The 26,115-nt window shown below is 56.2% G+C and carries 25 protein-coding genes; 18 read left to right on the forward strand and 7 right to left on the reverse strand.

The genetic code is table 11. The features are described 5' to 3' along the window. Positions 1-115 precede the first annotated feature (115 nt). Positions 116-463: a ribosome silencing factor gene (gene rsfS / locus FEE96_RS00975; RefSeq protein WP_138161126.1), complete on the forward strand. Its 348-nt coding sequence runs from the start codon at positions 116-118 to the stop codon at positions 461-463. 64 nt (positions 464-527) lie between these two features. Then, positions 528-998, forward strand: a complete 471-nt coding sequence (rlmH, locus tag FEE96_RS00980; protein WP_138161127.1) for a 23S rRNA (pseudouridine(1915)-N(3))-methyltransferase RlmH — start codon at positions 528-530, stop codon at positions 996-998. A 47-nt stretch (positions 999-1,045) separates the two neighbouring features. Here the strand turns inward: rlmH and FEE96_RS00985 are convergent, their stop codons facing one another. Together FEE96_RS00985 and FEE96_RS00990 are read right to left on the reverse strand one after the other, a co-directional pair. Further along, positions 1,046-1,399: a hypothetical protein gene (locus tag FEE96_RS00985; RefSeq protein WP_138161128.1), complete on the reverse strand. Its 354-nt coding sequence runs from the start codon at positions 1,397-1,399 to the stop codon at positions 1,046-1,048. A 35-nt stretch (positions 1,400-1,434) separates the two neighbouring features. Beyond that, entirely contained in the window at positions 1,435-2,145 is a 711-nt protein-coding gene (locus FEE96_RS00990; protein WP_138161129.1) for a DUF599 domain-containing protein, read from the reverse strand. A gap of 79 nt (positions 2,146-2,224) precedes the next feature. Here FEE96_RS00990 and FEE96_RS00995 point away from each other — a divergent pair, with 79 nt between their 5' ends. The 5 genes from FEE96_RS00995 to FEE96_RS01015 all read left to right on the forward strand — a co-directional run bounded on the left by FEE96_RS00995 (position 2,225) and on the right by FEE96_RS01015 (position 7,699). Beyond that, positions 2,225-3,670 carry an FAD-linked oxidase C-terminal domain-containing protein gene (locus tag FEE96_RS00995; RefSeq protein WP_138161130.1) on the forward strand — a complete coding sequence of 482 codons (1,446 nt, stop codon included), beginning with the start codon at positions 2,225-2,227 and terminating at the stop codon, positions 3,668-3,670. A 41-nt stretch (positions 3,671-3,711) separates the two neighbouring features. Then, positions 3,712-4,824 (forward strand): FAD-binding protein, encoded by a 1,113-nt coding sequence (locus FEE96_RS01000; protein WP_138161131.1) that lies wholly within the window; start codon positions 3,712-3,714, stop codon positions 4,822-4,824. A gap of 4 nt (positions 4,825-4,828) precedes the next feature. Continuing rightward, positions 4,829-6,151 carry a glycolate oxidase subunit GlcF gene (glcF, locus tag FEE96_RS01005; protein WP_138161132.1) on the forward strand — a complete coding sequence of 441 codons (1,323 nt, stop codon included), beginning with the start codon at positions 4,829-4,831 and terminating at the stop codon, positions 6,149-6,151. 136 nt (positions 6,152-6,287) lie between these two features. After that, positions 6,288-7,070 (forward strand): trypsin-like serine peptidase, encoded by a 783-nt coding sequence (locus FEE96_RS01010; RefSeq protein ID WP_138161133.1) that lies wholly within the window; start codon positions 6,288-6,290, stop codon positions 7,068-7,070. A 164-nt stretch (positions 7,071-7,234) separates the two neighbouring features. Beyond that, positions 7,235-7,699 (forward strand): Hsp20 family protein, encoded by a 465-nt coding sequence (locus tag FEE96_RS01015; RefSeq protein ID WP_138161134.1) that lies wholly within the window; start codon positions 7,235-7,237, stop codon positions 7,697-7,699. Positions 7,700-7,820: 121 nt separating this feature from the next. Here the strand turns inward: FEE96_RS01015 and FEE96_RS01020 are convergent, their stop codons facing one another. From FEE96_RS01020 to FEE96_RS01030, 3 genes are all read right to left on the reverse strand, one after another. After that, the gene (locus tag FEE96_RS01020) at positions 7,821-9,749 is read right to left on the reverse strand and encodes a vWA domain-containing protein (RefSeq protein WP_425467293.1); all 1,929 of its coding nucleotides are present in this window, start codon (positions 9,747-9,749) and stop codon (positions 7,821-7,823) included. A gap of 38 nt (positions 9,750-9,787) precedes the next feature. Next, positions 9,788-10,324, reverse strand: a complete 537-nt coding sequence (locus FEE96_RS01025; protein WP_138161641.1) for an RNA polymerase sigma factor — start codon at positions 10,322-10,324, stop codon at positions 9,788-9,790. Between the two features lie 148 nt (positions 10,325-10,472). Further along, positions 10,473-12,656 carry an esterase-like activity of phytase family protein gene (locus FEE96_RS01030; protein ID WP_138161136.1) on the reverse strand — a complete coding sequence of 728 codons (2,184 nt, stop codon included), beginning with the start codon at positions 12,654-12,656 and terminating at the stop codon, positions 10,473-10,475. A gap of 196 nt (positions 12,657-12,852) precedes the next feature. Between FEE96_RS01030 and FEE96_RS01035 the strand changes: the two genes are divergently transcribed. After that, a complete protein-coding gene (locus tag FEE96_RS01035; RefSeq protein WP_138161137.1) occupies positions 12,853-13,257 on the forward strand; it encodes a globin in 405 nt (134 codons plus the stop codon). Between the two features lie 19 nt (positions 13,258-13,276). On the opposite strand, the gene FEE96_RS01040 is transcribed toward FEE96_RS01035, so the two are convergent. Further along, positions 13,277-14,749 (reverse strand): NAD-dependent succinate-semialdehyde dehydrogenase, encoded by a 1,473-nt coding sequence (locus FEE96_RS01040; RefSeq protein ID WP_138161138.1) that lies wholly within the window; start codon positions 14,747-14,749, stop codon positions 13,277-13,279. 186 nt (positions 14,750-14,935) lie between these two features. On the opposite strand from FEE96_RS01040, the gene FEE96_RS01045 reads away from it, so the two are divergent. The 4 genes from FEE96_RS01045 (at position 14,936) to FEE96_RS01060 (ending at position 18,629) form a co-directional block, all read left to right on the forward strand. Then, positions 14,936-15,721, forward strand: coding sequence for an alpha/beta hydrolase (locus FEE96_RS01045; RefSeq protein WP_138161139.1), 786 nt, complete (start codon positions 14,936-14,938; stop codon positions 15,719-15,721). A 140-nt stretch (positions 15,722-15,861) separates the two neighbouring features. Next, complete coding sequence (locus FEE96_RS01050) at positions 15,862-17,070, forward strand: aminopeptidase P family protein (RefSeq protein ID WP_138161140.1); 1,209 nt, start codon at positions 15,862-15,864, stop codon at positions 17,068-17,070. A gap of 318 nt (positions 17,071-17,388) precedes the next feature. Further along, positions 17,389-17,766 (forward strand): DUF6258 family protein, encoded by a 378-nt coding sequence (locus tag FEE96_RS01055; RefSeq protein WP_138161141.1) that lies wholly within the window; start codon positions 17,389-17,391, stop codon positions 17,764-17,766. A gap of 98 nt (positions 17,767-17,864) precedes the next feature. Continuing rightward, the gene (locus tag FEE96_RS01060) at positions 17,865-18,629 is read left to right on the forward strand and encodes a nuclear transport factor 2 family protein (RefSeq protein ID WP_138161142.1); all 765 of its coding nucleotides are present in this window, start codon (positions 17,865-17,867) and stop codon (positions 18,627-18,629) included. 42 nt (positions 18,630-18,671) lie between these two features. Here the strand turns inward: FEE96_RS01060 and FEE96_RS01065 are convergent, their stop codons facing one another. Next, the gene (locus FEE96_RS01065; RefSeq protein ID WP_138161143.1) at positions 18,672-19,040 is read right to left on the reverse strand and encodes a winged helix-turn-helix transcriptional regulator; all 369 of its coding nucleotides are present in this window, start codon (positions 19,038-19,040) and stop codon (positions 18,672-18,674) included. A 120-nt stretch (positions 19,041-19,160) separates the two neighbouring features. Here FEE96_RS01065 and FEE96_RS01070 point away from each other — a divergent pair, with 120 nt between their 5' ends. The 6 genes from FEE96_RS01070 to FEE96_RS01095 all read left to right on the forward strand — a co-directional run bounded on the left by FEE96_RS01070 (position 19,161) and on the right by FEE96_RS01095 (position 26,091). Further along, positions 19,161-19,778, forward strand: coding sequence for an NAD(P)-dependent oxidoreductase (locus FEE96_RS01070; RefSeq protein ID WP_138161144.1), 618 nt, complete (start codon positions 19,161-19,163; stop codon positions 19,776-19,778). Between the two features lie 225 nt (positions 19,779-20,003). Further along, the gene (locus FEE96_RS01075) at positions 20,004-21,086 is read left to right on the forward strand and encodes a coiled-coil domain-containing protein (protein ID WP_138161145.1); all 1,083 of its coding nucleotides are present in this window, start codon (positions 20,004-20,006) and stop codon (positions 21,084-21,086) included. Between the two features lie 614 nt (positions 21,087-21,700). After that, the gene (locus FEE96_RS01080) at positions 21,701-22,822 is read left to right on the forward strand and encodes a hypothetical protein (RefSeq protein WP_138161146.1); all 1,122 of its coding nucleotides are present in this window, start codon (positions 21,701-21,703) and stop codon (positions 22,820-22,822) included. A gap of 479 nt (positions 22,823-23,301) precedes the next feature. Continuing rightward, positions 23,302-25,239: an AAA family ATPase gene (locus FEE96_RS01085; protein WP_138161147.1), complete on the forward strand. Its 1,938-nt coding sequence runs from the start codon at positions 23,302-23,304 to the stop codon at positions 25,237-25,239. Then, complete coding sequence (locus tag FEE96_RS01090) at positions 25,236-25,586, forward strand: hypothetical protein (RefSeq protein WP_138161148.1); 351 nt, start codon at positions 25,236-25,238, stop codon at positions 25,584-25,586. The genes FEE96_RS01085 and FEE96_RS01090 overlap by 4 nt, the downstream gene beginning before the upstream one ends. A gap of 139 nt (positions 25,587-25,725) precedes the next feature. Further along, positions 25,726-26,091: a hypothetical protein gene (locus FEE96_RS01095; RefSeq protein ID WP_138161149.1), complete on the forward strand. Its 366-nt coding sequence runs from the start codon at positions 25,726-25,728 to the stop codon at positions 26,089-26,091. Positions 26,092-26,115 lie beyond the last annotated feature (24 nt).

Here is a 26,115-nt window from a genome sequence, read left to right on the forward strand (position 1 = left end):
TTGCTATTTTTGCCATATCCCCAGCGCCGGGGGGCGGACGGCGCCCAAAAAGGAGGACGATGTCCTGTCACCCGAATCCGAAGCGGTTGAGTCCGCTGACAGTGGGGCACCCGTAATGGCTGCTCAAACTCGACCAGGTAGCGAAGAGTTGCTGGCTCGCATTCTTGCATCGCTAGATGAAGATAAAGCTGAAGATGTGGTGCAGATCGATCTGCGCGGTAAAACGGCGATTGGCGACTACATGGTCGTTGCAACAGGTCGCTCGACCCGACAAGTGTCTGCTTTGTCGCAAAAGCTGGCTGAGCGGATCAAGCAGGACTATGGCTTTACCTGCAAAACAGAAGGCCGTGACACGGGTGATTGGGTGCTGATTGATACGGGCGATGTTATCGTTCATGTCTTCCGGCCCGAAGTTCGCGAGTTCTATCAGCTTGAAAAGATGTGGCTTGGCGAAGACAGCTAATAGCTGACTTCGAAAAAGGTAATGGCCCGCGCATTTGCTCGGGCCGCTGCTGGGGTATCTCCGCATGCGTGTACATCTCTGTGTTGTTGGCCGCCTGCGAGCTGGCCCCGAAAAAACCTTGATCGATGATTATCTGACCCGGTTTGACCGCAGTGGCCGTGCCCTGGGGTTGGGGCCCGCGCGGGTGGTCGAGGTCGAAGACAAGAAAAACGCCGGCATGGGCGCCGAGGCGGCACTGCTGCGTAAGGCCCTGCCCAAGGGTGCAGTGATCTGTACGCTGGATGAGCGTGGCAAGGTGCTGTCCTCGCCGGATTTTGCGCAAAAGATGGCCGGATGGCGCGACACTGGCCGACAGGATTTGGCGTTGATCATAGGCGGTGCCGATGGGATTGATCCTAGTCTGCGGGCCGAGGCCGATTTCTCGATATCCTTTGGCAAAATGGTTTGGCCGCATATGCTGGTGCGGGTGATGCTCGCTGAGCAGATCTATCGCGCAGCGACCATTTTAGCTGGTAGCCCCTACCATCGGGTTTGAGGGTCGCTATACGCTCCCGCGACGCAGGTATCTTGAACAAAAGAAAATCAGGGCAGGGTGACAATTGTCATCTCAGGTGCCCAGCCGTCGACTAGGCAACGGGCTTGGATTTGTACCTGTTTGGTGCCTTTGGGAATTTGGACGCCACTTAGAGAACGGGTAAAAGGTTGTTCCTGCTCATGGGGGTGGCCGAGGACTCGCATTCCCAACTCGGTGCCATTCATATCCAGCACGCGCCAACCGTCAGCATAGTGATCCCAGCCGGTGTCAGGATGGGACAGAGTGACGTGAAATTGCAAACCGCTGCTGGAGTGTTGCGCCCTGACATTTTCGACTAAGGGAGCATCTGCCATAGCTGGTAGAGCGGCGGTGGCGAAGATCAGGGCGAGAATCTGTTTCATGTCACCACCCTAGCGGGGGCCTGCAAAATGCGGTTTCACATTGTTGTGTCAGGCGGAATGCGCAACAGGGTTTCGCGCGATTGCGATGCAAACTCGCGGCGGTAAAGCATGGCCAACGTGACCACGGTTGCGCAGATCAGGGCAAAGGCGCCGGCCAGCCAGGCGACGGCCGCCAGTGCAAAGTAGGTGGACCGCATACCCCGGTTGAAACTGCGGGCGGCATTGATGCAGATTTCCGCAGCTTGGGCTGCGCGCGGGTAGGCCTGGTCGCCATCCGGTTTGTTTGGAACCGCGGCCATCAGGACCGAACAATACCCAAACAGACGGTGGGCCCAGACGTATTTCAAAAATGCATTGGCAAGGAACATCAAAACCAAAAGCAGTTTGACCTCCCAAACAAAGGCAGGGGTTTTGCCAAGGGTGAGATCGCTGACCACGCCTTCAAGCTGTTCGGTGTTACCGATCAGGGCGAGACCGCCACCGATGGCAATCATCGCAGCTGAGGCAAAGAACGTGGCCCCCTGGCGCAGACTGCCAATCAGTTGGGCGTCAAACACCCTTGGTTCGCGTGTAACCATCTGGTGCATCCAGCCGCGGCGGAAGTCCTCCATCAGGATCGAGACAGAGGGGCGCGTAGGGGCCGTGTTTTCAATACGCCATCCGATCCAGAACCAGCCCCCTATCAAAAGGCATAAGGCGACCAAATCAAAGGAAGAAAATAGGCTAAGGCGTTCGGTCCAATTCATGTGGCCAACCTAACGTGTCAATATGGTTCTTGCCAGCGGGTATAAATTGGTAATATTAGTTTACCAAAGGAGAGCCCGTATGCAAATGCCATCCCCGAATACAGCGATTCTGGCGCGTAAGGCTGAGCTGGCCGCCAAGCTGTCCACTGTTTTACCCCAGGATGCGTTGATTCAGGATGAGGCTGAAACGCGGGCTTATGAATGTGATGCTTTGACAGCATACCGGTGTCCTCCGATGTTGGTGGTTTTGCCGCGGACAACACAGGAAGTCTCGGATGTTCTGCGGGTCTGTCACCAGATGGGCGTGCCGGTGGTGCCGCGCGGGGCGGGGACATCATTGGCCGGTGGAGCACTGCCCACGGCGGACTGTGTGATACTGGGTGTGGCCCGAATGAATGATGTGCTGGAAACGGATTACGACAACCGCATCATCCGCGTGCAGACTGGGCGGACAAACCTGAGTGTATCGGGGGCGGTGGAAGAAGAGGACTTCTTTTACGCGCCGGACCCGTCATCGCAACTTGCCTGTGCTATTGCCGGCAATATTGCGATGAACTCAGGTGGGGCGCATTGCCTGAAATACGGGGTGACCACCAACAACTTGATGGGCGTGACCCTGGTGATGATGGATGGCACCGTGGTTGAGATTGGGGGTGCGCATCTGGATGCCGGTGGATTGGACCTGCTGGGGGTGATCTGTGGCAGCGAGGGCCAGTTGGGTGTCGTAACCGAGGCCACCTTGCGGATTTTGCGCAAGCCCGAGGGCGCGCGGCCAGTGCTGATCGGCTATGACAGCAACGAAGTGGCCGGCGCCTGTGTGAGTGACATCATCAAAGCGGGCGTGCTGCCGGTGGCGATCGAGTTCATGGACCGCCCCTGTATCGAGGCCTGCGAGGCCTTTGCCAAGGCGGGCTACCCGATGTGCGAGGCGCTGTTGATCATTGAGGTCGAGGGCAGCCCGGAAGAGATCGATCATCAGTTGGGGCTGATTATCGAGATTGCCCGGTCTCATAATCCCGTGGAGCTGCGCGAGGCGCAGGATGCGGATGAGGCCGGGCGGATCTGGTTGGGCCGCAAGTCGGCGTTTGGCGCGATGGGGCAGATCAACGACTACATGTGTCTGGATGGAACGATCCCAGTGACAGAACTGCCCTATGTGCTGCGGCGGATTGGTGAGTTGTCCAAGCAGTACGGGCTGGGGGTGGCGAATGTGTTCCATGCCGGGGATGGCAATATGCATCCGTTGATCCTGTTTGATGCCAACAAGCCGGGGGATCTGGAACTCTGTGAGGATATGGGTGCCGAGATCCTGAAACTTTGTGTTGAGGTTGGCGGATGCCTAACCGGTGAACATGGTGTGGGTGTTGAGAAACGGGATCTGATGCTGCATCAGTACTCACCCGAGGATCTGGAAGCGCAGTTGAAGGTCAAGGATGTGTTTGACCCGCAGTGGTTGTTGAACCCGGCCAAGGTGTTTCCGCTGTCAGTGACCGAGGGTCGTCGGGCCGTGGAACTGATCAAGTGATGGGGGCTTTGCCCCCAAACCCCCAGGATATTTAGGGCTAGATGAAGAAGATGATGTTGAAGCCGAGAACCGAGACAGAATTGGCAGAAATGATTGCTGGTGCAACCGGGCCGCTGGCCTTTTGTGGTGGTGGAACTCGTGGATTTGACGTGGCGGGCGAAGCCCTGACGACCAGCGGCTTGAGTGGCGTTGAACTGTATGAGCCGGGTGCTTTGACGATGGTGGCGCGGGCGGGAACACCCGTGGCCGAGATTGAGGCGCTTTTGGCCGAGAATGGTCAGCGGTTGGCGTTTGAGCCGATGGATCATCGCGGACTGTTGGGAACCGAAGGCGTGCCGACAATTGGCGGGGTGTTTGCAGCGAATATCTCGGGGCCTCGGCGAATACAGGTGGGTGCAGCGCGGGATTTTTTGCTGGGGGTACGGTTTGTCGATGGCACGGGCCAAGTGGTCAAGAACGGTGGCCGGGTGATGAAGAACGTCACCGGCTATGATCTGGTGAAACTGATGTCCGGGGCGCATGGTACGTTGGGCGTGCTGAGTGAGGTGTCGTTCAAGGTGCTGCCAAGGCCCGAGGTCGCGGCAACAGTAGTCGTGCAGGATGTTGATCTTGAGGTTGCGGTCCAAGTGATGTCGGCGGCCTTGGGTTCCCCGTTTGACGTGACGGGAGCAGCGTATGATCCGGTAGAACGGCGTGCCTATGTTCGCATCGAAGGGTTTGCTGGGTCGGTAGACTATCGGGTGGGTCGGCTGGTGGCGGATCTGGCGCGGTTTGGTGCAGTGCAGCAAGTCAATGATAGTGAAAATCTGTGGCGCGGTATTCGCGACGTCAGTGCATTTCATGGCAACGCGGGCGATGTCTGGCGTATCTCGGTCAAGCCATCAGATGCGGTCGAGTTGGCGGAGCAGCTGCAGGCAGAGGCGCTCCAGTTTGATTGGGGCGGTGGGCTTATTTGGGCACTGGTGCCAGCGGGCACTGATTTGCGCGCTCGTATAGCAGTGCCGGGGCATGCGACGCTGATGCGGGCGGGCGCTGAGACGCGCGGCCGTTTGGGGCAGTTTCAGCCTGAGCCTGCACCATTGGCGGCGATTTCAGCTGAATTGCGGGCGAAGTTCGACCCTCGTGGGATCCTGAATACCGGGTTGATGGGATAATCAGATGCAAACGACATTTACCAAAGAGCAGCTGAGCGACCCAGCCATTGAACGCTCAAACGAGATTCTGCGGTCCTGTGTGCATTGTGGGTTCTGCACGGCGACATGCCCGACCTATCAGGTGTTGGGCGATGAGTTGGACAGCCCGCGTGGGCGGATTTATCTGATCAAGGATATGCTGGAAAACAACCGCGTACCGGATGAGAAGACGGTGAAGCATATTGATCGCTGTCTGTCTTGTCTGGCCTGTATGACCACCTGCCCATCGGGGGTGCATTACATGCATCTGGTGGATCATGCGCGCGCCTATATCGAGACGAATTACAAACGGCCATTCATGGATCGGGCCTTGCGTTGGATATTGTCGCGAATCCTGCCTTATCCGGGACGGTTTCGACTGGCATTGTTGGGGGCCAAGATTGCGCGGCCGCTGCGCAACCTGATGCCTGATCCACGGCTAAAGGCGATGTTGGAGATGGCGCCGAAACATATCCCTCCGGTCAGTCGCAATGATGATCCGCAGAGCTTTGCCGCTGAGGAACCACGCAAGAAACGTGTGGCACTGATGACGGGCTGTGCGCAGAAGGCGCTGAATACGGATATCAACGATGCCACCATTCGGTTGCTGACTCGGTTGGGTTGCGAGGTCGTGGTGGCTAAGGGCGCGGGCTGCTGTGGGGCATTGACCCATCACATGGGTCGTGAGGATGAGAGCCACTCCACAGCGGCGAAGAACATTCGGGCTTGGGCGGTTGAGATGGACCGTGACGGGTTGGATGCCATCGTCATCAACACCAGCGGATGCGGCACCACGGTCAAGGATTATGGCCATATGTTCCGCAATGATGCGCTGGCGGCGGATGCGGCGCGGGTGTCCGAGCGGGCGATGGATATATCTGAGCTGCTGATGCAGTTGGACCTGCCCGTGGGTACAGACAAGGGGCTAACCGTCGCCTATCACGCAGCCTGTTCCTTGCAGCATGGCCAGCAGATAAAGACCCACCCCAAGACCCTGTTGAAACGGGCAGGTTTTAAGGTGGTGGAACCGGCGGACAGTCACCTGTGTTGTGGATCAGCCGGGACCTACAACCTGATGCAGCCTGAGATTTCAGGGCAGTTGAAGGCGCGTAAGGTCAAAACACTGGAAGCCAAGTCGCCGGATCTGATTGCGGCGGGGAACATTGGTTGCATGATGCAGATTGGTTCGGGAACCAAACTGCCGATCATGCATACGGTTGAATTGCTGGACTGGGCCACGGGCGGGCCGCAACCGCCTGCGCTAGCAGCGCCGGGCAAACTCCCGTCCGATGTGCCTGTGTTACGCTGATCACGTCTCAACAAATTTCCTGCCGGGGGCTGCACTGGTTTGCAGTTTGCCGTAATTTCGCCCTGTGGCGCCTCTACCTTGCGATTCACAGGCACGTTGGAGGCAGATCTTGCGATATTGGATAGTGGTATGTGTGATGGCCCTGATGCCATGGGCTGCGATCGCGCAGGACAGTGGTCTGTTGCGGATGGATACCCTTGATGCTGGGCGCGAGTGGCAAGCTGTTGGGCGGTTGGATGTCAATGGTGATGGGTTTTGCACCGGGGCGCTGATTGCGCCTGATTTGGTGCTAACGGCGGCGCATTGTCTGTTTGATAGTGAAACCAAAAACCCGATACGTCCTGATACCATCGAGTTTCTGGCGGGCTGGCGCAATGGCAGGGCCTCGGCCTATCGTACAGTACGCCGGGCTGTGGTGCATCCAGAATACATCTACGACGGTCGGGTTTCGACGGACCGTGTGCGCAACGATATCGCTTTGTTGCAATTGCAGCGGCCAATTCGCAATACAACAGTCACGCCATTTGAAACCGATGTGCGACCTCGCAAAGGGGCTCGTATTGGGATCGTTTCATATGCGCATGACCGATCCGAGGCGCCGTCCTTGCAGGAAGTTTGCTCGGTGATGTCAAGACAGCAGGGCGTGCTGGTGATGTCCTGTGATGTAGATTTTGGCTCCTCCGGGGCACCAGTATTTGCCTTTGATGGAGACACCCCGCGCATTGTGTCAGTGGTTTCTGCCAAGGCTGAGGTCGATGGAGAACAGGTGTCTTTGGGCTCTGCACTGGCGGAGGAACTGGAATTGTTGCAGGCACAAATGACCGGGGTTGCTACAGCAGGTCGCCTGCCACCTGGCGTTGGCCGGGTTAAGGTGGGTGACGTGCGCAACGACACAGGCGCTAAGTTCATCAAAAACTAAGCGGCATGTGATTAGGAGCAATCCTTTCACTGTGCGTCTTGAAACCAGAAACTATGTGCATACCTCTTTGCCATCGGATCGCCGCTGATGGGGTCCGGTGACGAATTGCCTGTCCCCTGTGTGGGAGGGCTCAACACCTATCGCTCTGAAAGAGGATGATATTTATGCGTAGTTTTGATTTTGCACCGCTGCACCGGGCTTCTATTGGCTTTGACCAGATCGCAGATCTGATGGATCGGGCCCTGACCTCGGATGTGGCGCAACCCAGTTACCCCCCTTACAACATCGAGAAAACAGCAGCTGACAGCTATCGTATTTCAATCGCCGTGGCGGGGTTTTCCGAGGCAGACCTGAACGTGGAAGTGAAGGAAAACGGGTTGATTGTAACTGCCAAGAAGGCGCCGGACGAAGGTGAACGCAGTTATCTGCATCGCGGAATTGCCACACGTGCCTTTGAACGCCGCTTTACTTTGGCCGACCATGTGCGGGTGAGTGGCGCCAGCCACGCGGATGGGATGTTGCATATCGATTTGCAGCGTGAAGTGCCTGAAGCTCTGAAACCGCGTCGGATTGAAATTTCCACAAAGAGCTCTAATTCCAAGATGGTAGAGGCAAAGCCAGTCAACTGATCGATCTTCTGCCAGAGATCGTGTTAGACCGGGGCAACGTCTTTCCCTAGTTATTCCGGTCTAGACCCCCTTGGTTGCCCACCAAGGGGGTTTTGCGTTGTTATAGAAAAGTTTGTGCCGGTTATTGGCTCAGACTATCGGCCAGGCGCATCAGCTGCACTGCTTGGGCACGATAGCCAAACGCATCTTCACCTTTGGCTGTGTTGGCCAGATCAATTGCTTGGGTGTAGGACCAGTTGCCAAGGTAGGGGCTGTTTTGTAGCAGCTGGCCAAAGCCCGCGATGGCTGCAGCAAACTGCATGTCAGTTGTTGCATCACCGCCCGGCAAGATCGGAGTTTCGATCAGCGCGCTGGTCTCTTCTCCGGGTCGTTTATACCGCAGCCGCAGGAAACCGTATTCTTTGCTGGTGGCGGTCACTTCCGCGGCTTGATAGCGCAAGGGGTCACTCAACCGGGCAGGGCTGCCAACCGGTGTGACTTCATAAAGAGCGGTCACCGCGTGGCCGGCGCCGATTTCGCCGGCATCAACGCGATCATTGTTGAAGTCTTCGCGGTTCAGAGCCCGTGTTTCATAGCCAATCAACCGGTACTCAGCAATTTGTGCCGGATTGAATTCGACCTGAATTTTCACATCGTTGGCAATTGGAAACAAGGCGCCGCTTAGTTGGTCAACGAGTGTTTTTTGCGCTTCGGACAGGGTGTCGATATAAGCCGCCTGCCCATTGCCGTTCTGCGCCAGCGCCTGCATCGTTGCATCGTCAAGGTTGCCGCGGCCAAAACCTAGAACCGAGAGATAAGTCCCTGTCTGGCGTTTTCTTGCGATGAAATCCTCCAGCTCGTCCGGGTCATCGATGCCGACGTTGAAATCACCATCAGTGGCCAGAATGATCCGGCTGACATCGCCTTCTTCTGTCATGGCCTCGGCTGTTGCATAGGCCTGTTGCAGCCCGGCCTGACCGGCAGTAGAGCCGCCTGCATCCAGTTTATCGAGGGCTGCCATGATGGTGGCCCGATCACTTGCCGGGGTTGGGTCCAGCACCTGTCCCGCAGACCCGGCATAGGTAACGATAGCGACCTTATCTTCGGGGCGAAGCTGAGCCAGCATCAGCTGAAAACTTTGTTTCAGAAGTGGCAGTTTATTGCGTTCATCCATACTGCCAGATGTGTCGATCAGGAAAACCAAGTTCAGCGGAGGGCGCGCATCAAGCGCGGGTTTCTGGCCCTGTAGCGCGATGTGAACCAGTTGTGTTTCTGAGTTCCAAGGCGTGTCGATCACGGTCGCGCGGGTCGAAAACGGCAGTTCATCCAGAGGCGCGGTGTAGTCATAAGGGAAATAGTTCACCATTTCCTCGATCCGGACTTGCTCTGGATTGGGGAGCTGACCGGCATTCAGACTAGAGCGCAGGATCGCATAAGAAGCCGTGTCAACGTCGATTGAAAACGTCGAAACCGACTCTTCTGTGGTTATCTTCAACGCGTTTGGCTCGGCTTCGGGGTAGGCTTCGGTGTCCACCTCGGGGAGTGCGAATTGATCACGATTGTCATACCCGGGAGGAGGGGGGGCGAGCATGCGTTTGGCCGCAGATGGTGGTGCAAGAACACCTGCCATTGGCTCCATGGCTGCGGGTCTTGTTGCTGCTATGTCAGCCATGGGGCTTGCCGCAATTTCAGCAAGGGGCTCAACCAGCTGACCACTTAGTGCATCGGTTTCTTCAGCCTCCTGCTGAGCCGCCTGGGCGATTTGATCGTCGACTTCTAAACGACTGCGCGTTTCGGCTTCGGTCAGCGTCACAGGCGTTGGGCCTTGCTGCAGAGTGGGAAGGTAAACAAAAAGACCAATCGCCACTATTGCGGTTGTTGCAGTAAGGGCGTGGCGTGTGGAAATGGAACTCAACATAGAAATTACTCCTCGGAACAAGCCCTGTTTTGGGCGATCAGAGGTGAAACGGGGCTGCGTGGCCGTTTCTTGGCGCGTGGCGAAGTTTTTTTCTGCTAAGGCGATGTTTTCCGCTTTACGCGCAACATTTGGGGCCGGGGTGGCGGCCTGCATCGCAGCTTTCAGATCTTCAAAATCGTCAAAGGGGTCGCTCATGATGCGTCCTCCTGTTGTTTTAAGGCGCGCAGGTGTTTTTTTGCTTCAGATACCCGCCAACTGATGGTGCCTGGTGAAACGCCAAGGATTTCTGACGCATCGGCGTGGGTCACGTCGTCCAGTATCAGTGCCAGTGTATCGCGCAGGTCGTCAGGCAGGGCGCGCATGGCACGGGTGAGCCAGTCGAGCTGATCATTGGTTTCGGCGATGGCAGCCTGACGATCTACCTCCCAATCCCCCCAACCGCTGGCGGCCTTGGTCCGGGTGGCGGCACGGCGTCGGCGATCATGGGCGGCATTGACCACGACGCGATACAGCCAAGTGGTGAAGCGGGCGCTGGGCTGGTAGTGCGCCATTTTATCAGGCAGAGCGGCGCAGATGTCCTGTGTCAGATCCTCGGCTTCGGCGCGCTGGCCCGTCAGGCGAAAGGCCAGCGCAAAGACACGATCATAGTGACGACCGAGCAGGGCCGAAAAAGCCTCTGAATCGCCATGGGCCGCTGCCACCGCCAAGTGCTGATCATCTACCGCCATACGCATTACATATCCTGTAACGTATCCAGATAGCGAGTTCTTGGTCTGTATGGAAAATAAAAAGAGGTGCCCGGGGGAGTGGGCACCTCGAATTGACTAAAATGTATTGGGGTTAATAGGTTGGATTATTGCCAACAATGCATTGGGTTTAATGCGTGGGCTTGGTGACATTTCCGATCGAGAAGAACATTGTCTCGCCCGAGTGGTCGTCCACACCGTCGTTGTCGGTCGAGATAAAGGCTTCGCCGTCGGCCAAGATGGCCATGCCTTCGACCTTGTCCAAAACGTAACCGCCGGTTGAAGTCAGGTCTGGCAGCAGGTCGCGGACCAGTTCCTTGGACACAACGGGCAGCTCGCCGCCCAATGGTGCGGGGACCATTTCGGACAATGGGATGCGGTACACCTTCTTTGTGACGGCGCGGTAATCGTGCTGGTTGTCACGTTCGATTACATAGGCATAGTCACCGTGAGCAACGATCTCGCTCATGCCGACCCAACCAGTTGCTGGCTCGGCTTTTTGATAATGAACAGCGCCCCATTCTTTGGTTTCCAGATTGTAGGCAACCAGTTTGATGTGGTTCTTGGGATCGTCTTTCCATTCACGCTGAACCACCATCCACAGGGTATCGCCAATCTTGGTGATGCCTTCAAAGCCAAAGCGCTTTTCCACGGCCATCAGCTCGGCAGGCAGACCGATCTCACCTTTTTTGGCTTTGATCGAGCCGTCAGGCTGAACGTGGTAAATCGCGTGTGGGATCACCCGGTCAGTCCGGCCTTCGGAGGAAACGTAGAAGCCACCGTTGCCGTCCAGAGTGATGCCTTCCAGGTCTAGTTTCTGCGCAGGCTGCCCGTCGCGGGTGATGCGGATCACATCGGTGATACGGGCCGGTGTCTGGGAGGCGTCGATCTTGAAGATTGAAGGTTGGAAGCCGTAGAAACTGTCGTTCACAGCCCAGATGGTGCCGTATTCATCAGCGACCATACCGGAAATCGCACCCCAACCAATCAGCTCGTCTGTTCCTTCAGACGTCAGGTGTGGGTAGGCCGCCGGGGCGTCCTGCAACTCGTACATCATGACGTGGGCGCGGGCCCCTTTGTCTTCGATCAGGTCCTTTTCATTGGCCGAGATCAGCAGGTTGCGCGACGGGATAGTCACATATCCTTCGGGACCAACACCCGATGGCAGCAGCTGGGTCAGCACCGGAGCAGCGGGATCGGTGACGTCATAGACGCCCACAATCGAGGCGCGTTCAGCACCGACGAAAACATAGGGTGTGTCGCCGAATTGGCCAAAGGTCACCGATTCAGGCTCGACCCCTTTGCTATCCGAACGTTTGTCAGGGTAATGGCCAATCTGCACGATGGCATGTTCAAAGCTGGTGCCGCTGTCATAGACCACTGTGCCGTCTTTGCTGAAGATGGTCCAACCGCGCGATCCGCCTTCGTAATCGCCTTCGTTGGCGGTGGCGAAATGGGTGTTGTCGATCCAGGTTACGGCATCGGGTTCACGCTTGCGACCCTGCTGGCTTTCGGTGAAGACCAGCTTGCCGCGCTCATCCGTGGCGTCGATACCGTCCAGATCCACAGCGCCAGCCGAGAAATGGCTGACGATGGATCCATCACGACCGACAACAACCATGTGGTTGTTTTCCTGTAGAGTTACGACAGTTTCGCCCAAGTTGTTGATCGAGACATATTCGGGTTCTGGGTCAGTTGGCGCAATCTCGGCCAGGCCGGTCAGGTCGACCATCTGCATGGATGCACAGTCCAGCGTTCCGACGTTCAGGCCAACTATCACCAGGTTACCGGCGGGTAGCTGAGGGATCACACCGTCGTTCAGGTCCTCGTCACGCTCGTTTTCAATGGCGATCGAGATAAAAGAGGCATCGGGGGCGACGGCGATGCTGTCAGGCTGACCACCCAGATCACAGCGGGCTAGCTCGGTTTTGGTTGCCAGGTCGATGGCGGCCAGATGGCCGGATGGAGCGGTGTAGCTTTCTGATGTATTCACACCGACGAAAGCAGTGTTGCCGATAATGCCCACGGATGTTGGTTCACCGCCCAGATCGATATTGCCCAATGGCTGTGGTTTGGCGGGGTCGGTAATGTCGACCAGCCCCAGCGCGCCGAGCGGGCTGTCGGTATAGGCCAACGTCGTGCCATCGGCTGTTGCGGCGATGATCTCAGGTGAGGTTTCGCGCTTGGTGTCTTCGCCTTCGGCCATGTTTTTGACCACAGGGAAAGACGCAATACGGTTGAAATTCATCTCCGCCGAAGCCTGAACTGCGCTCAGGGCTAGGACGGATGTCAGGCAGATAAATCGTGCAGACATCAGGGGGCTCCCAGTTATATTCATGGGCGGAGCAAACCAGCGATCCACAACAGAGACGTGACATTATCGTGAATTATTTCTGACGTTTCTAGTGCACCGAACTTTATCTGCTTGGGAATTAGGAAATATGCTTTTAATATGTATCTTTAGAACGCCATTCTGCCGAGAGGCACTTACTATTGCGAGAATATGATACTTGGAACGTGACGACAGAAAAATAGTTACATCTTGTTTTAGTAAGGTTTTTCAGAAGAAGGCTCTGCTTTCCACGAAGATTTATGCTGAAATATTCGACCAAATTCCGGAAGCCCGTGAATTCATGCAGGGAGACGTGTCGCAACAAAAAGAGGGGTTTGTTTCGGTCCTGATTGAAGCGATGAAGATGCCTCAAACGGGAGAGGCCGCCGAACGTCGCATGGCGGAGCTCAGGCAATTGCATGTGACGCTGGGGGTCACAGCTCAGCAAGTTGAGCGCGCGCTGAACATCATTCTAGAGGTTCTGAGAGAGGGGCTTGCGGCCGATCTGACAGCGGAAGAACAAAAGGCGTGGGACCGCGTGATCCGGACGTTTGGTTTGGATCTTGCGGCGGGGCTGAGCTAGCCCCGCCAAAACTGTCGTATTAGACCGACATGCAGATGTATTTCATCTCCAGATAGTCTTCGATGCCGTGGTGGCTGCCTTCACGGCCAAGCCCGGACTGTTTGACACCACCAAATGGGGCCAGCTCGGTTGAGATGATACCGGTGTTGACGCCAACGATGCCATATTCCAGCTCTTCGGCCACTTTGTATACGCGGCTCAGGTCCTTGGCGTAGAAATAGGATGCCAAGCCAAAGATGGTGTCATTTGCCAGAGCGATGACTTCGTCCTCGTCTTCAAACTTGAACAACGGCGCCAGTGGGCCGAATGTTTCATCGGTGCTGAACAGCATGTCCTTGGTGGCACCGGTGACGATGGTCGGCTGGAAGAAGGTGCCGCCCAGTTCAGAGGGGTTGCCGCCAAGAATGACTTCGGCGCCTTTGGCGGTGGCGTCGGCAATGTGGTCCTGCACCTTGGTCACCGCCTTGGCGTTGATCAGAGGGCCAAACTGGATGCCATCGTCCAGGCCATCTCCGACATTCATATTTTCAACTGCGGCTTTCAGTTTGGCAGCGAATTCATCATAAACGCCCGACTGCACATAGATCCGGTTGGCACAAACACAGGTCTGGCCGTTGTTGCGGAACTTGCACATGATCGCGCCTTCGACAGCGGCGTCGATGTCAGCGTCGTCAAACACGATGAACGGAGCGTTGCCGCCCAGCTCCATCGAGCATTTCATGACGGTGTCTGCCGCCTGACGCATCAGAATACGGCCGACCTCGGTTGAACCGGTGAAGGTCAGTTTGCGCACTGCGTTGTTTTCGCAAAATTCTAACCCGGTTTCCGAAGCATTGGAGGAGGGCACCACATTGAATATACCGGCAGGGATGCCAGCGCGGTCGGCCAGAACGGCAATCGCCGTAGCCGACAGTGGCGTCAACTCGGCAGGGCGGGCGACAAAGGCACAGCCCGCAGCCAGCGCAGGGCCCGCTTTGCGGGTGATCATTGCGTTGGGGAAGTTCCACGGCGTGATCGAAGCGGCTACGCCGATGGGTTGCTTCAGCACGGTGATGCGTTTGTCGCGCTGGTGGCCGGGGATGGTCTCGCCGTAGATGCGTTTGGCTTCTTCAGCAAAGAATTCGATGAACGAGGCACCATAGGCGATCTCGCCACGGGATTCGGCCAGCGGCTTGCCCATTTCGGCAGTCAGGATCACGGCCAAGTCTTCCTGGTTCGCCATCATCAGATCATACCACTTACGTAATACGTTGGCGCGTTCTTTGCCGGTCCACTTGGCCCAGTCCTTCTGTGCGGCCTCCGCCTGAGCAATGGTACCAGCGACCTGTGGGCGTTTGATGTCAGCAACCTGGGCGATAACATCGCCACGGGCAGGGTTGGTGACGTCAAAGGTGCCGTCGCCATCGACAAATTGGCCGCCAATATAGGCGCGGTGTTCCAGCAGGCTGGGGTCTTTCAAAAGGGAACGAAGGTCGGTGATAGTGTCGAGCATAGGGGCCTCCCGGAATTGATTTGTCCGATGCAAAGCAGTTGCGCTCAGATATGTCCAGAAAGATCCATAAGTCCAGAATTTGATCAAATGATCTTTGTCCACTGGAGGATCTCGGGCCAGCGACCAATTGACATTTGGGCTGCGGAAATATCCTTTAGGCTTAAATGAATTTGTGGGAGAGCTGGGATGGAATTGGACGACGCGTACAGCAACGGTGCTTACATCGATGGGGCCGAAGAATTCCCACCGCGCTGGGCGGCCGAGGCAGAGGCATTTCGGGTATCGTTAGGAGATCGTGCCAAATTGAATATTGCCTATGCCCCGGGGGAACGGAACAGGCTTGATCTGTTCCTGCCTGAGGGTAAGGCTAAGGGATTGTTTGTCTTTGTTCATGGCGGTTATTGGCTGTTGTTCGACAAAAGCAGCTGGTCCCACTTGGCCGCCGGGGCCCTGGCGAAGGGATGGGCTGTGGCGATGCCGTCATACGATCTGTGTCCGGACGTTTCGATTGCCGATATTACCAATCAGATCGCAGCAGCGGTCACGAAAGCTGCTAGGGAGGTTGAGGGCCCGATTTCTTTGGCGGGACATTCTGCTGGTGGTCATCTGGTCGCGCGCATGCTCGACAAGGACCTGCTTGCACCAGAGGTCGGGAATAGGTTGCGTACTGCGGTACCGATTTCGCCTCTATCGGACCTGCGCCCGCTGATGCGGACGTCGATGAACGAGAAGTTCAAGCTGGATGAGGCGGCTGCTGAGGCCGAGAGCCCGATTCTGATGCAAGAGCGGTATGATGCAGAGGTCACCGTTTGGGTCGGTGCGGATGAGCGTCCTTCGTTCCTAGATCAGGCCCAATGGCTGGCAGTTGCCTGGAGCTGCGATCAGAAAATTGACCCCGGAAAGCACCATTTCGACATAATAGATGCCCTTAGCGACATGGACGGTGAGATGGTGGCAATTCTCACAAAATAAAACTTGCGCGGCGGAGAAATCCGCCGCAATTTCCAGCCAAGGGCCGGGCGATGGCGTCGCCGCATAACCACATGCTGCCCAAATATCTTATAAACCGTCCTGAACGCCGGGACCTTTCTTGTAAGAAGGAAGGGTCGAATATGACTTCACGTCCTGAAATGTATCGTTTTCACAATGGTGAAAAAGCGCCTTTGCAGTTTGCCGAGGCTGAGTATGCCAACCGCGTGGCGGGTCTGCGCAAAATTATGGTGGACAAAGGCGTTACCGCCGCTGTCTTCACCTCGATGCACAACATCTCATACTACTCTGGCTTTACTTACTGCGCCTTTGGCCGCCCATATGGGTTGGTTGTCACCGCTGATGAATGCGTGACGATTTCCGCCGGGATTGATGCCGGTCAGCCTTGGCGTCGCTGCTATGGTGATAACATCACCTACACCGATTGGCAGCGAGACAACTACTGGCGGGCGATTCTGTCTGTCTGTGGGCCAGACGCGGTTGTGGGTTATGAAAGCGACCACCTGTCGTTGTTGCAAAAGGGTAAGCTGGAGCATTACCTGAACCCGAAATCCACCGTGGACCTGTACGAGGCGACCATGGTGCAGCGGATGGCTAAGTCCGAGGCCGAGATCGAGATGATCCGCCAGGGCGCTGCGGTTGCTGACGTAGGTGGCTTTGCCATTCGCGATGCAGTCAAGGAAGGCGTGCGCGAGATCGATGTGGCAATGGCGGGTCGTGATGCGATGGAGCTGGAAATTGCCAAGCGATTCCCGGATGCCGAATACCGCGACAGCTGGGTCTGGTTCCAGTCGGGTATCAACACCGACGGCGCCCATAACCCAGTAACAGCCCGCAAGTTGCAGCGTGGCGATATCCTGTCGCTGAACACTTTTCCGATGATTTCCGGCTATTACACCGCGCTGGAACGGACCATGTTCGTGAAAGAGGTGGATGCCGAGAGCCTACGCATTTGGGAAGCCAATGTGGCGGCCCATGAATACGGCATTTCACTGTTGAAGCCGGGTGCGAGCTGTGCCGAGATTACCCACAAGATCAATGCCTTCTTTGAAGAGCGGGATCTGCTGCAATACCGCACCTTTGGCTATGGCCACTCGTTTGGTGTGCTGTCGCATTACTATGGGCGTGAGGCAGGTCTGGAACTGCGCGAGGACATCGATACCGTGCTGGAACCGGGCATGGTGATTTCGATGGAGCCGATGCTGACCATCGCCGACGGTCAGCCCGGTGCCGGTGGTTATCGCGAGCACGATATTCTGGTGATCCATGAGGACGACAACGAGAACGTCACCAAGTATCCATACGGGCCTGAGTTCAACGTTGTCGGGTGAGCAGGCTTCCCGGAAACGGTCAGCGGGACCGTTTGCCTGTGAACGGGCGGAGCCCCGGCGGCGGTGAGCTCCCGCCCGTCGATCACGCATCTAAGATGCGTTCCTCCCGTTGGGCTTGGCACTGCGCGTGGCGCAGTGCCAAAGAAAGAGTTTGCTGAGAAGCGCCTTAGGGGCAGGTCTGTCCCTAAGGTCGCCAATTCGAGTTTGTCTTGAGTATTCGCGTCAAGGGCAAGCCGCTGCGCGGGCGCTGACGCGCCCCTTGACCCGACGCTGTTGGGGCGCATGATGTTGTTGAATTTGTTATTAGGAATTTGCGCTATGGACGTTCAGCAATTTGTTTCGAGCATTTATCTGGGAGATAGGGGGTGCATGGGGGTGGTTTTTGACAAAGAGGCCAACGAAGTCCGGATCGAGGTGGATTGCATTTCCCGCTTAGCTCCGGGAACCAAAACCTGGAACTTTTACAATGATGAAAATGTGGAAAATGGGGCGATTGTGTTTCGTGGCGTCACCCAGTTTTTTCGTCCGGAGAATGGGTGGTTGCCCAATGACTACATTAACTATCTTGAATTGGTGAGTGAACAGGATGGCGTTTATCACTTCAGGTTTTCGGGAGATTTGGTTGCTGATGAGGGTGAAACGCGCGCTGAAGTGGTCTTGGATATCTATGCGCGATCTATCGATATCGAAGGCTAGCGCTGTTTGAGGGGATTTCGCGACCTTACAGAGCCACTGGAGGCCAATGGTAAAGATGAAATATTGTAACCTGATCAGTTGAACAGGAGCGCACATCAGTGGCTGAGAGCAAGATAGACCAAATCCGAGACCTGTTGAAAAGCATCGAGACCGGAAATCCCGATCCTATCGCTGTGGTCAATGAGGCCAGGTACATTCAGCACAACCCGCAGACCCATGAGGGCAGCGAGGGTTTGGCGCAATTGTTCCAACGGCTGTCCAAAACCAAACCTCGGGTCAATATGGTGCGTGGGTTCGAAGATGACGACTATGTGTTTGCCCATATGGAATACGACTTTGCCAGCCGGAAGATCTGTTTCGAAGTTTTTCGGTTCGAGGATGGTCAGGCCGTTGAACACTGGGACAACATTCAGGAACGACAGGATCTAAACCGATCGGGCCACAGCATGGTGGATGGGCCAGTACAGGCGACAGATCCGGAGCGGACCGAAGAAAACCGCGCGCTGGTACAGCGCTTCGTGGAAACTGTTCTGGTCGCCGGACAGATTGAGCGCCTGAGCGAATTTGTCGATGAGGTGTCTTACATCGAGCATAATCCGGACATTTCTGACGGTGGGACGAACCTCCGCTCAGCTTTGAGCACCAGCGACAGTGGCCAAAAGCATATCAACTACCAGCAGGTGCACCGTGTTCTTGCAGAAGGTAGTTTTGTCCTGAGCGTCAGCGAGGGGTTGAAGAGCGGTGTCCACTCGGCATTCTATGATCTGTTTCGTGTCGAAAATGGAAAAGTGGTTGAACACTGGGACACCACAGAAAAGGTGGCTCCACAGGACCAGTGGAAGAATAACAACGGCAAATTCTAGCGGCTCGTATGGGCGGCGCCAAAGAAAGCACCCATTGCGGTGCTAGGCGACATCAGGCCTGTCATCATACTCAGCCCGATCCGCACGAATGCCGGGCTGATGTTCCACAGCCCAACTGTTTAATTGACCAATTGCCGCGTGCAGCGACTGCCCTCTATCGGTCAGCGCGTATTCCACTTGCGGCGGTGCCGTTGGTAGAACTCTGCGGCTGATCAATCCGTCTCTCTCCAGGTGGCGCAGAGTGACGGCAAGCATGCGTTGCGAAATCCCATCGATCACTCGGCGCAGCGCGTTGAATCGGCAGGGGCCCTTGGACAGTTCCAGTATGGTCAGTACCGACCAGGCATCGCCAACACGGTCCAATACGTCCCGTATCGGGCAATCATAGTCCAGTTTGCGACGGGCTCCCATGAGGTTCTCCTGTGGCGGTTCCCTGAAGGTAACTATGAGACCAAAACATGCGTATTCCGTTGTTAGGTTCGCATGCGTATCTGGTTACTAGTCGTAACCACTACCTTAAAGGGAACTTACATGAAACTCTTAATTATTGGTGCCACCGGAATGATCGGCAATCGTCTAGTGGCTGAGGCATTGACGCGCGGACATCAGGTCACTGCAGCGTCTCGCAAAGGCACAGTGGTTGAGGGAACAACCGCGCTGGCGCTGGACGTGGCGCAAGCCGAAGCAGTCGCGACTGCGGCGAAGGATGTCGATGTTGTGATTTCCTCCGTCAGTCCCCGGTCAACCGCCAATCCTGCAGATGAGGCCGCGAGTTATGGGCAGGCGCTGATTGCCGCTTCCCAGTCCAGCGGCAAACGTCTGGTCATGGTGGGCGGGGCTGGCACACTGAACCTGCCTGATGGCACCCCTGTGGCCGAAGTTGTACCCGAGATGTACCGGGCCGAGGCGAAGGCGATGCGGGGCGTCTACGAAATGCTTGCGGATAGTGACATCGACTTTACGTTCCTGGCGCCGGCCGGATTGATAGAACCGGGTGACCGCACCGGTGAATTTCGACTGGGGGGCCGTGAGTTCATGACCGATGCCGAGGGCAACAGCCGGATCAGTGCTGAGGATTACGCCGTCGCACTTCTGGATGAGGTTGAGACTCCGGCGCATCCGCGTCAGGTGTTCTCGGTCGCCTATTAAACCAACGAAGGTCACCGTGTAGGGTGTGTGCTTGCACGCACCGTTGGAGGCCATATAGGTCGCGCCAACTGGCGCGGCCTTTCCAACTGTACCCAAGGCTTTCCTTTGGCGACCTTGTCTGCGAAACTCCGCTTGAATTTATCGATTAAGGACGCCCCAGGGGATGTAAATTGAATTTACATACCTATGTAGGGGGCAAAGAATTTTGTGGAAGGAACAGGGATTATGTCGTTTTCGAATTTTGAAAGCATGGTCGAAGACACTCAGAGCAAGGTGAAAGAGTCGCAAAGCAAGATTGCGGAGCTGACCTCTCGGATCGAAACCGCGCGCGACAAGATCTCTGCGGGGGAGGCGGCTGACATTGATATCGAAAACGCCACGCTTGAGGACGTGCATGCCCATACCGAAGTGATGAACAGCAATATTGCTGAGCTGATCATGGGTCTGGATGACGTGACCTCGGCGTTTTCCCAGGATTTCGACGAGATGCGCAACAAGACCGGCTGGGAAAGCTTTGTCGGTGTTTTCAGTGCCGGTAAATCGGATTCGATGCGGCAGGAACGCATGCGCACCGCCAGTATTGACGACAAGCTGCAAGATTTGATCGCCAAATCTGACACCATTGTTCAGCTGCTAGAGGGCCAGTTGGCTGTTCTGGATGAGCAGAAGGAAAAGGTTCAGGTGAACCTGACCGAGACGCTGGATGATCGTGAAGCGACTGTGCAGGAACTAGAGAACGTGCGGGCCGAAATTCTGGCGCTGGACCCCAAGATCATTGCGCTGGAAGGCAAGATCTCGGTTGAGCAGGACGCGGCGGCTCGGACCAAGCTAGAGACCGAGCTTGCCGACCTGAACTCCGAGTACAACGCCATGGTGCAGGACGAGCAGGTCAAGCTGGCCAAATCTCAGACGCTGGAGCGGTATATCGAGAAGGGTAAGACCTGGGTTGATTCACTGCAAAATCAGGCGGCGACGCAGATGGTGCTGATCAACAAACTGCAGACAGACACCCAGCAGCGGGTGGTGCTCTATGATGCGCTGACCAAATCGTTGAAGACCGCGCAACAGCAGGACGTGGCGCACCGGATCAACGAGATTGGTGTGAAGACGGACCAAGAGGCGCAGACTGCCATGGCCTCGATCGGCACAGCGACCAACAAGAAGATGGCCGACATGCTGGACGCACACGAGGATCACATGGTGTTTGCCCGCGACGTGCTGGAGAAGAAGGCAAAGGCGGATGAGCGCTTTGCCCGCCGCTTTGCCAAGATCGTCGAGAAGCATGACAAGAATCTGTATGGGGGATAGTGGCTCATATCGGCCTGCATTCACTTTACTGAAGTTCGCAGTTGGAATTTCAGCCGTTGCGATCGCATTTCCTATTCTCTCGAGTATTCTTCTTCAGGTTCAGATTGAGTGGGTGAGGGCGATAGGAATTGGTTTCGGGGTGGCGTTCTATTTTGTCAGCTTCATAATGTTGCTGGTTTCAGCAGCATTGGCTGTCTGGGCGTTAGTTTGGCTGGGGTTGTCTCTCGTTCTTAATGTTTTTTGTCGGGGGTGCGATGTTAGTCATCGTTAGTTCTGGACAAAGCCAGTCCGCGGGTGGAAGCGAAGCGCCCGCCGTTTTGCCAGAGGCAAACCTGCGGTTTGACGGGGGCGGACGGGCGCTGTCCGTGCCGCGGGCGACACGGATGATACGAACATGGCTTACGTCAACACTCGGGGGACAAGGATGGAGCTCTTAGAAATTCTTAGTTTCGGAGTGTACACGGAAAATTGGTTCTGGTGGTTCGTCTTGGGAGGTTTTTGGGTGCTGTTCTCAGTGATTTATTTGGTGCTCGGTGGACCTTGGGGATGGACCTTGTTTGGGGTCGTATGTGTGTGCCTAACATACAATGCCTATGAATTATGGGGCGCGCGCGATGACTGACCCAGCAAAAGACCACACCGGCCTAAGCGACACCTTCGCCTCGCGTCGGTATTTCAAGAAGTTTGAGATCATCACCGAGCACCTGACTCGGGTGGCGGGCACGATGCAGGCCGAGGGCGCGTTGGACAAACACGACGTCAAGGCGCTGACCGGCTATCTGATGCGGCTGAACTTCACCTTTCGGGCGCTCTCCATGAAATACCTGCTGGTTGGGCGCGACACGGGGCGGTTCTTTGGCTCGCTGGCGATGGATAAACGTGACAGCGGTTTCCCGGTGGCGGCGGAGCTGATGACCATGGCCAATGACGCACAGCAGGCCGAAGGGCATCTGGCCAATATGCCGTCCGAGGACCAGTTAAAAGATGACATGGTGCGCCGGATCATCGCCGATCAAGAGGTGCCGACCAAGCTGCAATTCGCGCTGTCGCAACGGCTGTATTATCAGGAGCTGCTAAAGGGTGATCTGTTCTGGACCCAGAACGACCCCGAATGCCAGTGGCTGGGCAAAGCTGACGGCGAGCGGCGCAAGTTTCTGGTGCACTGGGCCGCCTATGACAGTCAGGTAAACCTGCCGGTGATCTACCTGATGGAGCTGGAAGACAGCGGTAAGAGATCCTTGCCCAAGGACCAGTATCGCTGGCCCGAGGTGCAGGCGCATTTGATGGCGCAAGGGTTGGCGGGGCTGAAGCTGCTGACCATCGCCAAGGGCTTTGACGAGGATTTTGACGACCTGCACCCCAAACGGCTGCGGAGGTATCACGTGGGGCCGATGTATTCCTCGGCTTACACCGAACAATCCGGCCCGTTGCGGCGAGTGTTGGAAGAAGCGGAAGCTCCGACCGGACAGGACTGGGCAATGGCCTGGACCATGGAGGAATTAACCAGCGAGGATGTGCGGCAGGAGCGGTCAGGCTGGTTTGGCAAGGTGGACCGCGAGGTCTTTGCGCTGGATCCCTTTGGCGGGCGCGGCGCGGATACCGGCGCAACCCAGACGCAGCGGTCGATCATCTTGCCGCAACGCCCGTTTCAGGTGCTGGCCGAGCAGGACCCACCTGGGTTTGGAGATGTTCGCAAATTTGTGGTCAGCGATAGCGGGCAGGTGTTGCGGTATTAGATTTTAGGCCTCCGGCGGGAGCGTATTTTGCAAAAAGAAGTTGGGAATTTGAGTGCCGTGAATAGGAAGCGAACAGGCTTAGCAGTGTGCGTTGCGCTGGTCGGTGCAGTCTCTGGCTGTGTGCAAAACGTAAATCCTTCGGCCGAGGTTGTTGGCATGAGGTTTGCGAACACTGCCGAAAGCCCAAATGATTTGGTTTCTTGGTTGGAACGCAGAGGCTTTGAAAAACTGGAAAGACACCGGTTTGGCGGTCCATGGCCCAATGGGGGGCCATGCTATGAAAAGGCTAGGGGCGGGCCGCTATTTGGGGTCGATATTGTTCGGGTTTGCTACATTAATGACGATAGTCCCGTCGTTTTTGCTCGCCAAACACATGGGCGCCCTTGGACTGAAATGTATCCCACTGACATGAAGGGTGTAGAGCTACCAGATTTAGCGATTTGGGGAATTTCAGACGCAGTTTTGGAGACAATGACACAATGAGCCTAACAAGCGATCAGATGGAACTGCGTGAGGATGAGATCCAGAAGCATTACAGCGCTGCGGCAGCGATGCTGAATGGGTTTGACCACACGCCACGAATTGCCAAGGCCAAGGTTGAGGCCGCAGCGCCTGAGCGTTCACCGGGTGTTGCGCGCACACGGCGGTTTCGGTCAACCACTCCGGGCTTGGTGACACGCTCTACCGCGCGGCCCGAAGGCGTGCATCTGGTGGCGCGGATCGAGGCGGCGGATGATGATGACCCGCTGACCTCGCCACTACAAGCGACAGCGCAGCAAGTGTTGCGGCGCGCGCTGGCGGTTTCTTTGGCGGTGGGTGAGGCGTACTCGGAAGCGTCTGGGCTGAGTGAGCTGAAACGGGCCAATCTGGCGGGGTCTTTGGATGCGGGTCGCAAGGGGGAATTTGGTGAGTTGCTGGCAGCCGAGGCGCTGGCAGTGGCGCATGTGTTTGCCAATGCCACGGCTTATCTGCTGGCGCCGCATGCCAGCGAGGCTCAGGTCGAAGTTGGCGATGCTGAGGAGCTGCTGACGGATCATGCGCAGTTGGCCCTACATGGCGCGTTGTGGGAGCTGGACCAGAAACTGGCGCAGTTTGCGCCGGATGATGCGGCCCTGATTGCAGCCATCGCGGCCTATGCTGAGCAGTTGATGGAGAAGGCGGCGTTGCGGGCGCAGAACGCGCCGAGGCTGGCTCCGTTCACCGATGCGGCCTGGCATATCGAGGCGGACGACCTGACCATTCGCGGGTTTGAGCCTGCGGCCAAGGCCAAGTCGACCACCCTGACCATGACTTTCAAGAAACCGCACGAGGTGGTGGGCAACCATATCGCCAAGTATCAGGCGATGAAGCTGTCAAAAATGCTGATGGCCTATGACTTTGATCGCCGTCTTAACCCCTTTGCTGAACTCGGTGGGTTCATCTTTACATTCATGGGCGATGGCAAGCCGGGCACCGGTAAGACCACGCTGATCCAGATGATGGCGGGGTTGGTCAATGACTACTGCCAGGTGGCGGGCTATCCGTTCCGCTATCAGAACCTGAGCACCGATAATATCGACAGCTATCAGGGTAAATCCGGGCAGAACGCCCAGACGTTCATCAACTCGATCATCGACCCCAGTGTGATTGGCTTTGGTACCATTGATGACATTGACCAACTGGCGGGCAAACGCGGCGACCGGCAGTCCTCGGCGGGGCAGCTAGAGATCACGGCGGTGCTGATGGAGAGCTTTGCCGGGGCCAATACGGTGGTGCGGGGCAATTGCACCTTTGGCATGTTCTCGAACTATCCGGAAAACGTCGATGATGCGCTGCGCCAGCGGGCTGGGGCGCGGTTCCTGGTGGATGGGCCACAGACGCGCGAGGATTATGTGGACATCCTGAACCTGTTGATGGGCAAGAACCACAATATCCCGCTGGGTGAGCATGAGCCGTTTGCCGCGCAGGAGATCAAGAAGGCGGTCGCCAAGTCGTTTGAGAAACACGCCAAGCCGCAGGAACCGGGGTTGATGAACGTGTTTGACCGCGCCGAGAGCCAGATCGGCGGCCTTGATACCATCGCCAAGCTGGGCAGCTATCTGAAGATGATCCAGCAGGCGGATGAGCGGTTCACAGGCCGCGCGATCAAGAACATCACCGACGCGGTCAAGGTGCGGGCGATGGATTTTGAGCTACCGGATGAATGGATGGAAAACCCCGAGCTGTTCCTGTTCCGCGATTACGACTCCAAGAAAGCGATGATCGAGGATCTGCGGGTGCCGATCACCGTCGACATGGTGATCCAGGAGATCAACCGCTACGCCGATAGCGAGTTCCGGTATGCCGACAAATCGGACGAGGTGGCGATTGACGGCATGGTGCGCGACTTTGGCCGTCAGGAAGAAGCCAAGCGACGGTATCTGGAGGGGAAGGGGTGAGCGTAGATTTCTACGAGGGAATGTATATTGCAATTGCTGTAGTCATGATTATCGTAGCCATGCTTGCAGTCAGGGTCATAGTGCGCTCAACGGCAGCACTTTTGTCCAAGCTGTCACCAGTTCATCGTAGTGGAGCCTTTTTGTTGGAAGGTTTGCTTACGATTGTTGCACTTTATATTTTCTACAGTTTTCTAGTGGTGTTCTTGCTGATCTTTACAGGGGCAGCAGCTCCCACAGCTCCAGACATTCCAGAGGCTTTTGGTATTGCGTCAATGCTTTGGCTGCCGGTTACTGTGATTGCATTTGTTTGGGAAGTGTATTCACAGCGAAAAAGGTTAGTGAAATGACTGCAGCATTAGCATCACGATATGACCTGCCAAGTGTCACCCAAGCCCCCTCCCCATGGGGGGAAGGGAGGGGGCTGCGCGGCAAAGCCGCGCTGGTTTGTGGGATTGAGATGGGTGTGTACATAAGGAGCCGTTCCTGATGCCTGACGGTATTGCTATTTTCGCAGGTGGAATACTTAGCCTAATCACCATGGCGACCCTTATTCTGGGTCCAATGATGTACCTACCATTGTACCTAATCGAAGGGACAACGAAACCGGCATTGGGATATGTGCTTGCATTTTTCTATCTGACATTCAGAACTTTAGCTATCGCGGCGACTTTCTTGGTGATCACTGTTGTTGTATTTGTTGAAGGTCCGGCAGATTTGTTCAAAAGCGAGTTTTTCAGTAATGATTTTGGGGAGGTCCTATGGTTAGTAGTGAAAATCCCCGCATTTTTTTCCATAGTTGCACTGGTCGCCTACCGGCTCCGAAATAACCTTCCTGAAGAGGGGGAAGTATGAGCTCTCAAATGCTAGCTCGCTGGT

This window comes from Parasedimentitalea maritima, assembly GCF_005771405.1.
GTDB lineage: Bacteria > Pseudomonadota > Alphaproteobacteria > Rhodobacterales > Rhodobacteraceae > Parasedimentitalea > Parasedimentitalea maritima.

Coding starts and splice junctions, on each gene's coding strand:
- FEE96_RS01080 (WP_138161146.1), top strand. CDS start 21,701: ATGACTGACCCAGCAAAAGACCACACCGGCCTAAGCGACACCTTCGCC.
- FEE96_RS01015 (WP_138161134.1), top strand. CDS start 7,235: ATGCGTAGTTTTGATTTTGCACCGCTGCACCGGGCTTCTATTGGCTTT.
- FEE96_RS01050 (WP_138161140.1), top strand. CDS start 15,862: ATGACTTCACGTCCTGAAATGTATCGTTTTCACAATGGTGAAAAAGCG.
- FEE96_RS00985 (WP_138161128.1), bottom strand. CDS start 1,399: ATGAAACAGATTCTCGCCCTGATCTTCGCCACCGCCGCTCTACCAGCT.
- FEE96_RS01075 (WP_138161145.1), top strand. CDS start 20,004: ATGTCGTTTTCGAATTTTGAAAGCATGGTCGAAGACACTCAGAGCAAG.
- FEE96_RS01065 (WP_138161143.1), bottom strand. CDS start 19,040: ATGGGAGCCCGTCGCAAACTGGACTATGATTGCCCGATACGGGACGTA.
- FEE96_RS01030 (WP_138161136.1), bottom strand. CDS start 12,656: ATGTCTGCACGATTTATCTGCCTGACATCCGTCCTAGCCCTGAGCGCA.
- FEE96_RS01045 (WP_138161139.1), top strand. CDS start 14,936: ATGGAATTGGACGACGCGTACAGCAACGGTGCTTACATCGATGGGGCC.
- rsfS (WP_138161126.1), top strand. CDS start 116: ATGGCTGCTCAAACTCGACCAGGTAGCGAAGAGTTGCTGGCTCGCATT.
- FEE96_RS01055 (WP_138161141.1), top strand. CDS start 17,389: ATGGACGTTCAGCAATTTGTTTCGAGCATTTATCTGGGAGATAGGGGG.
- FEE96_RS00995 (WP_138161130.1), top strand. CDS start 2,225: ATGCAAATGCCATCCCCGAATACAGCGATTCTGGCGCGTAAGGCTGAG.
- FEE96_RS01025 (WP_138161641.1), bottom strand. CDS start 10,324: ATGGCGGTAGATGATCAGCACTTGGCGGTGGCAGCGGCCCATGGCGAT.
- FEE96_RS01095 (WP_138161149.1), top strand. CDS start 25,726: ATGCCTGACGGTATTGCTATTTTCGCAGGTGGAATACTTAGCCTAATC.
- FEE96_RS01020 (WP_425467293.1), bottom strand. CDS start 9,749: ATGCAGGCCGCCACCCCGGCCCCAAATGTTGCGCGTAAAGCGGAAAAC.
- FEE96_RS00990 (WP_138161129.1), bottom strand. CDS start 2,145: ATGAATTGGACCGAACGCCTTAGCCTATTTTCTTCCTTTGATTTGGTC.
- FEE96_RS01085 (WP_138161147.1), top strand. CDS start 23,302: ATGAGCCTAACAAGCGATCAGATGGAACTGCGTGAGGATGAGATCCAG.
- FEE96_RS01070 (WP_138161144.1), top strand. CDS start 19,161: ATGAAACTCTTAATTATTGGTGCCACCGGAATGATCGGCAATCGTCTA.
- FEE96_RS01040 (WP_138161138.1), bottom strand. CDS start 14,749: ATGCTCGACACTATCACCGACCTTCGTTCCCTTTTGAAAGACCCCAGC.
- glcF (WP_138161132.1), top strand. CDS start 4,829: ATGCAAACGACATTTACCAAAGAGCAGCTGAGCGACCCAGCCATTGAA.
- rlmH (WP_138161127.1), top strand. CDS start 528: ATGCGTGTACATCTCTGTGTTGTTGGCCGCCTGCGAGCTGGCCCCGAA.
- FEE96_RS01000 (WP_138161131.1), top strand. CDS start 3,712: ATGAAGAAGATGATGTTGAAGCCGAGAACCGAGACAGAATTGGCAGAA.
- FEE96_RS01010 (WP_138161133.1), top strand. CDS start 6,288: ATGGCCCTGATGCCATGGGCTGCGATCGCGCAGGACAGTGGTCTGTTG.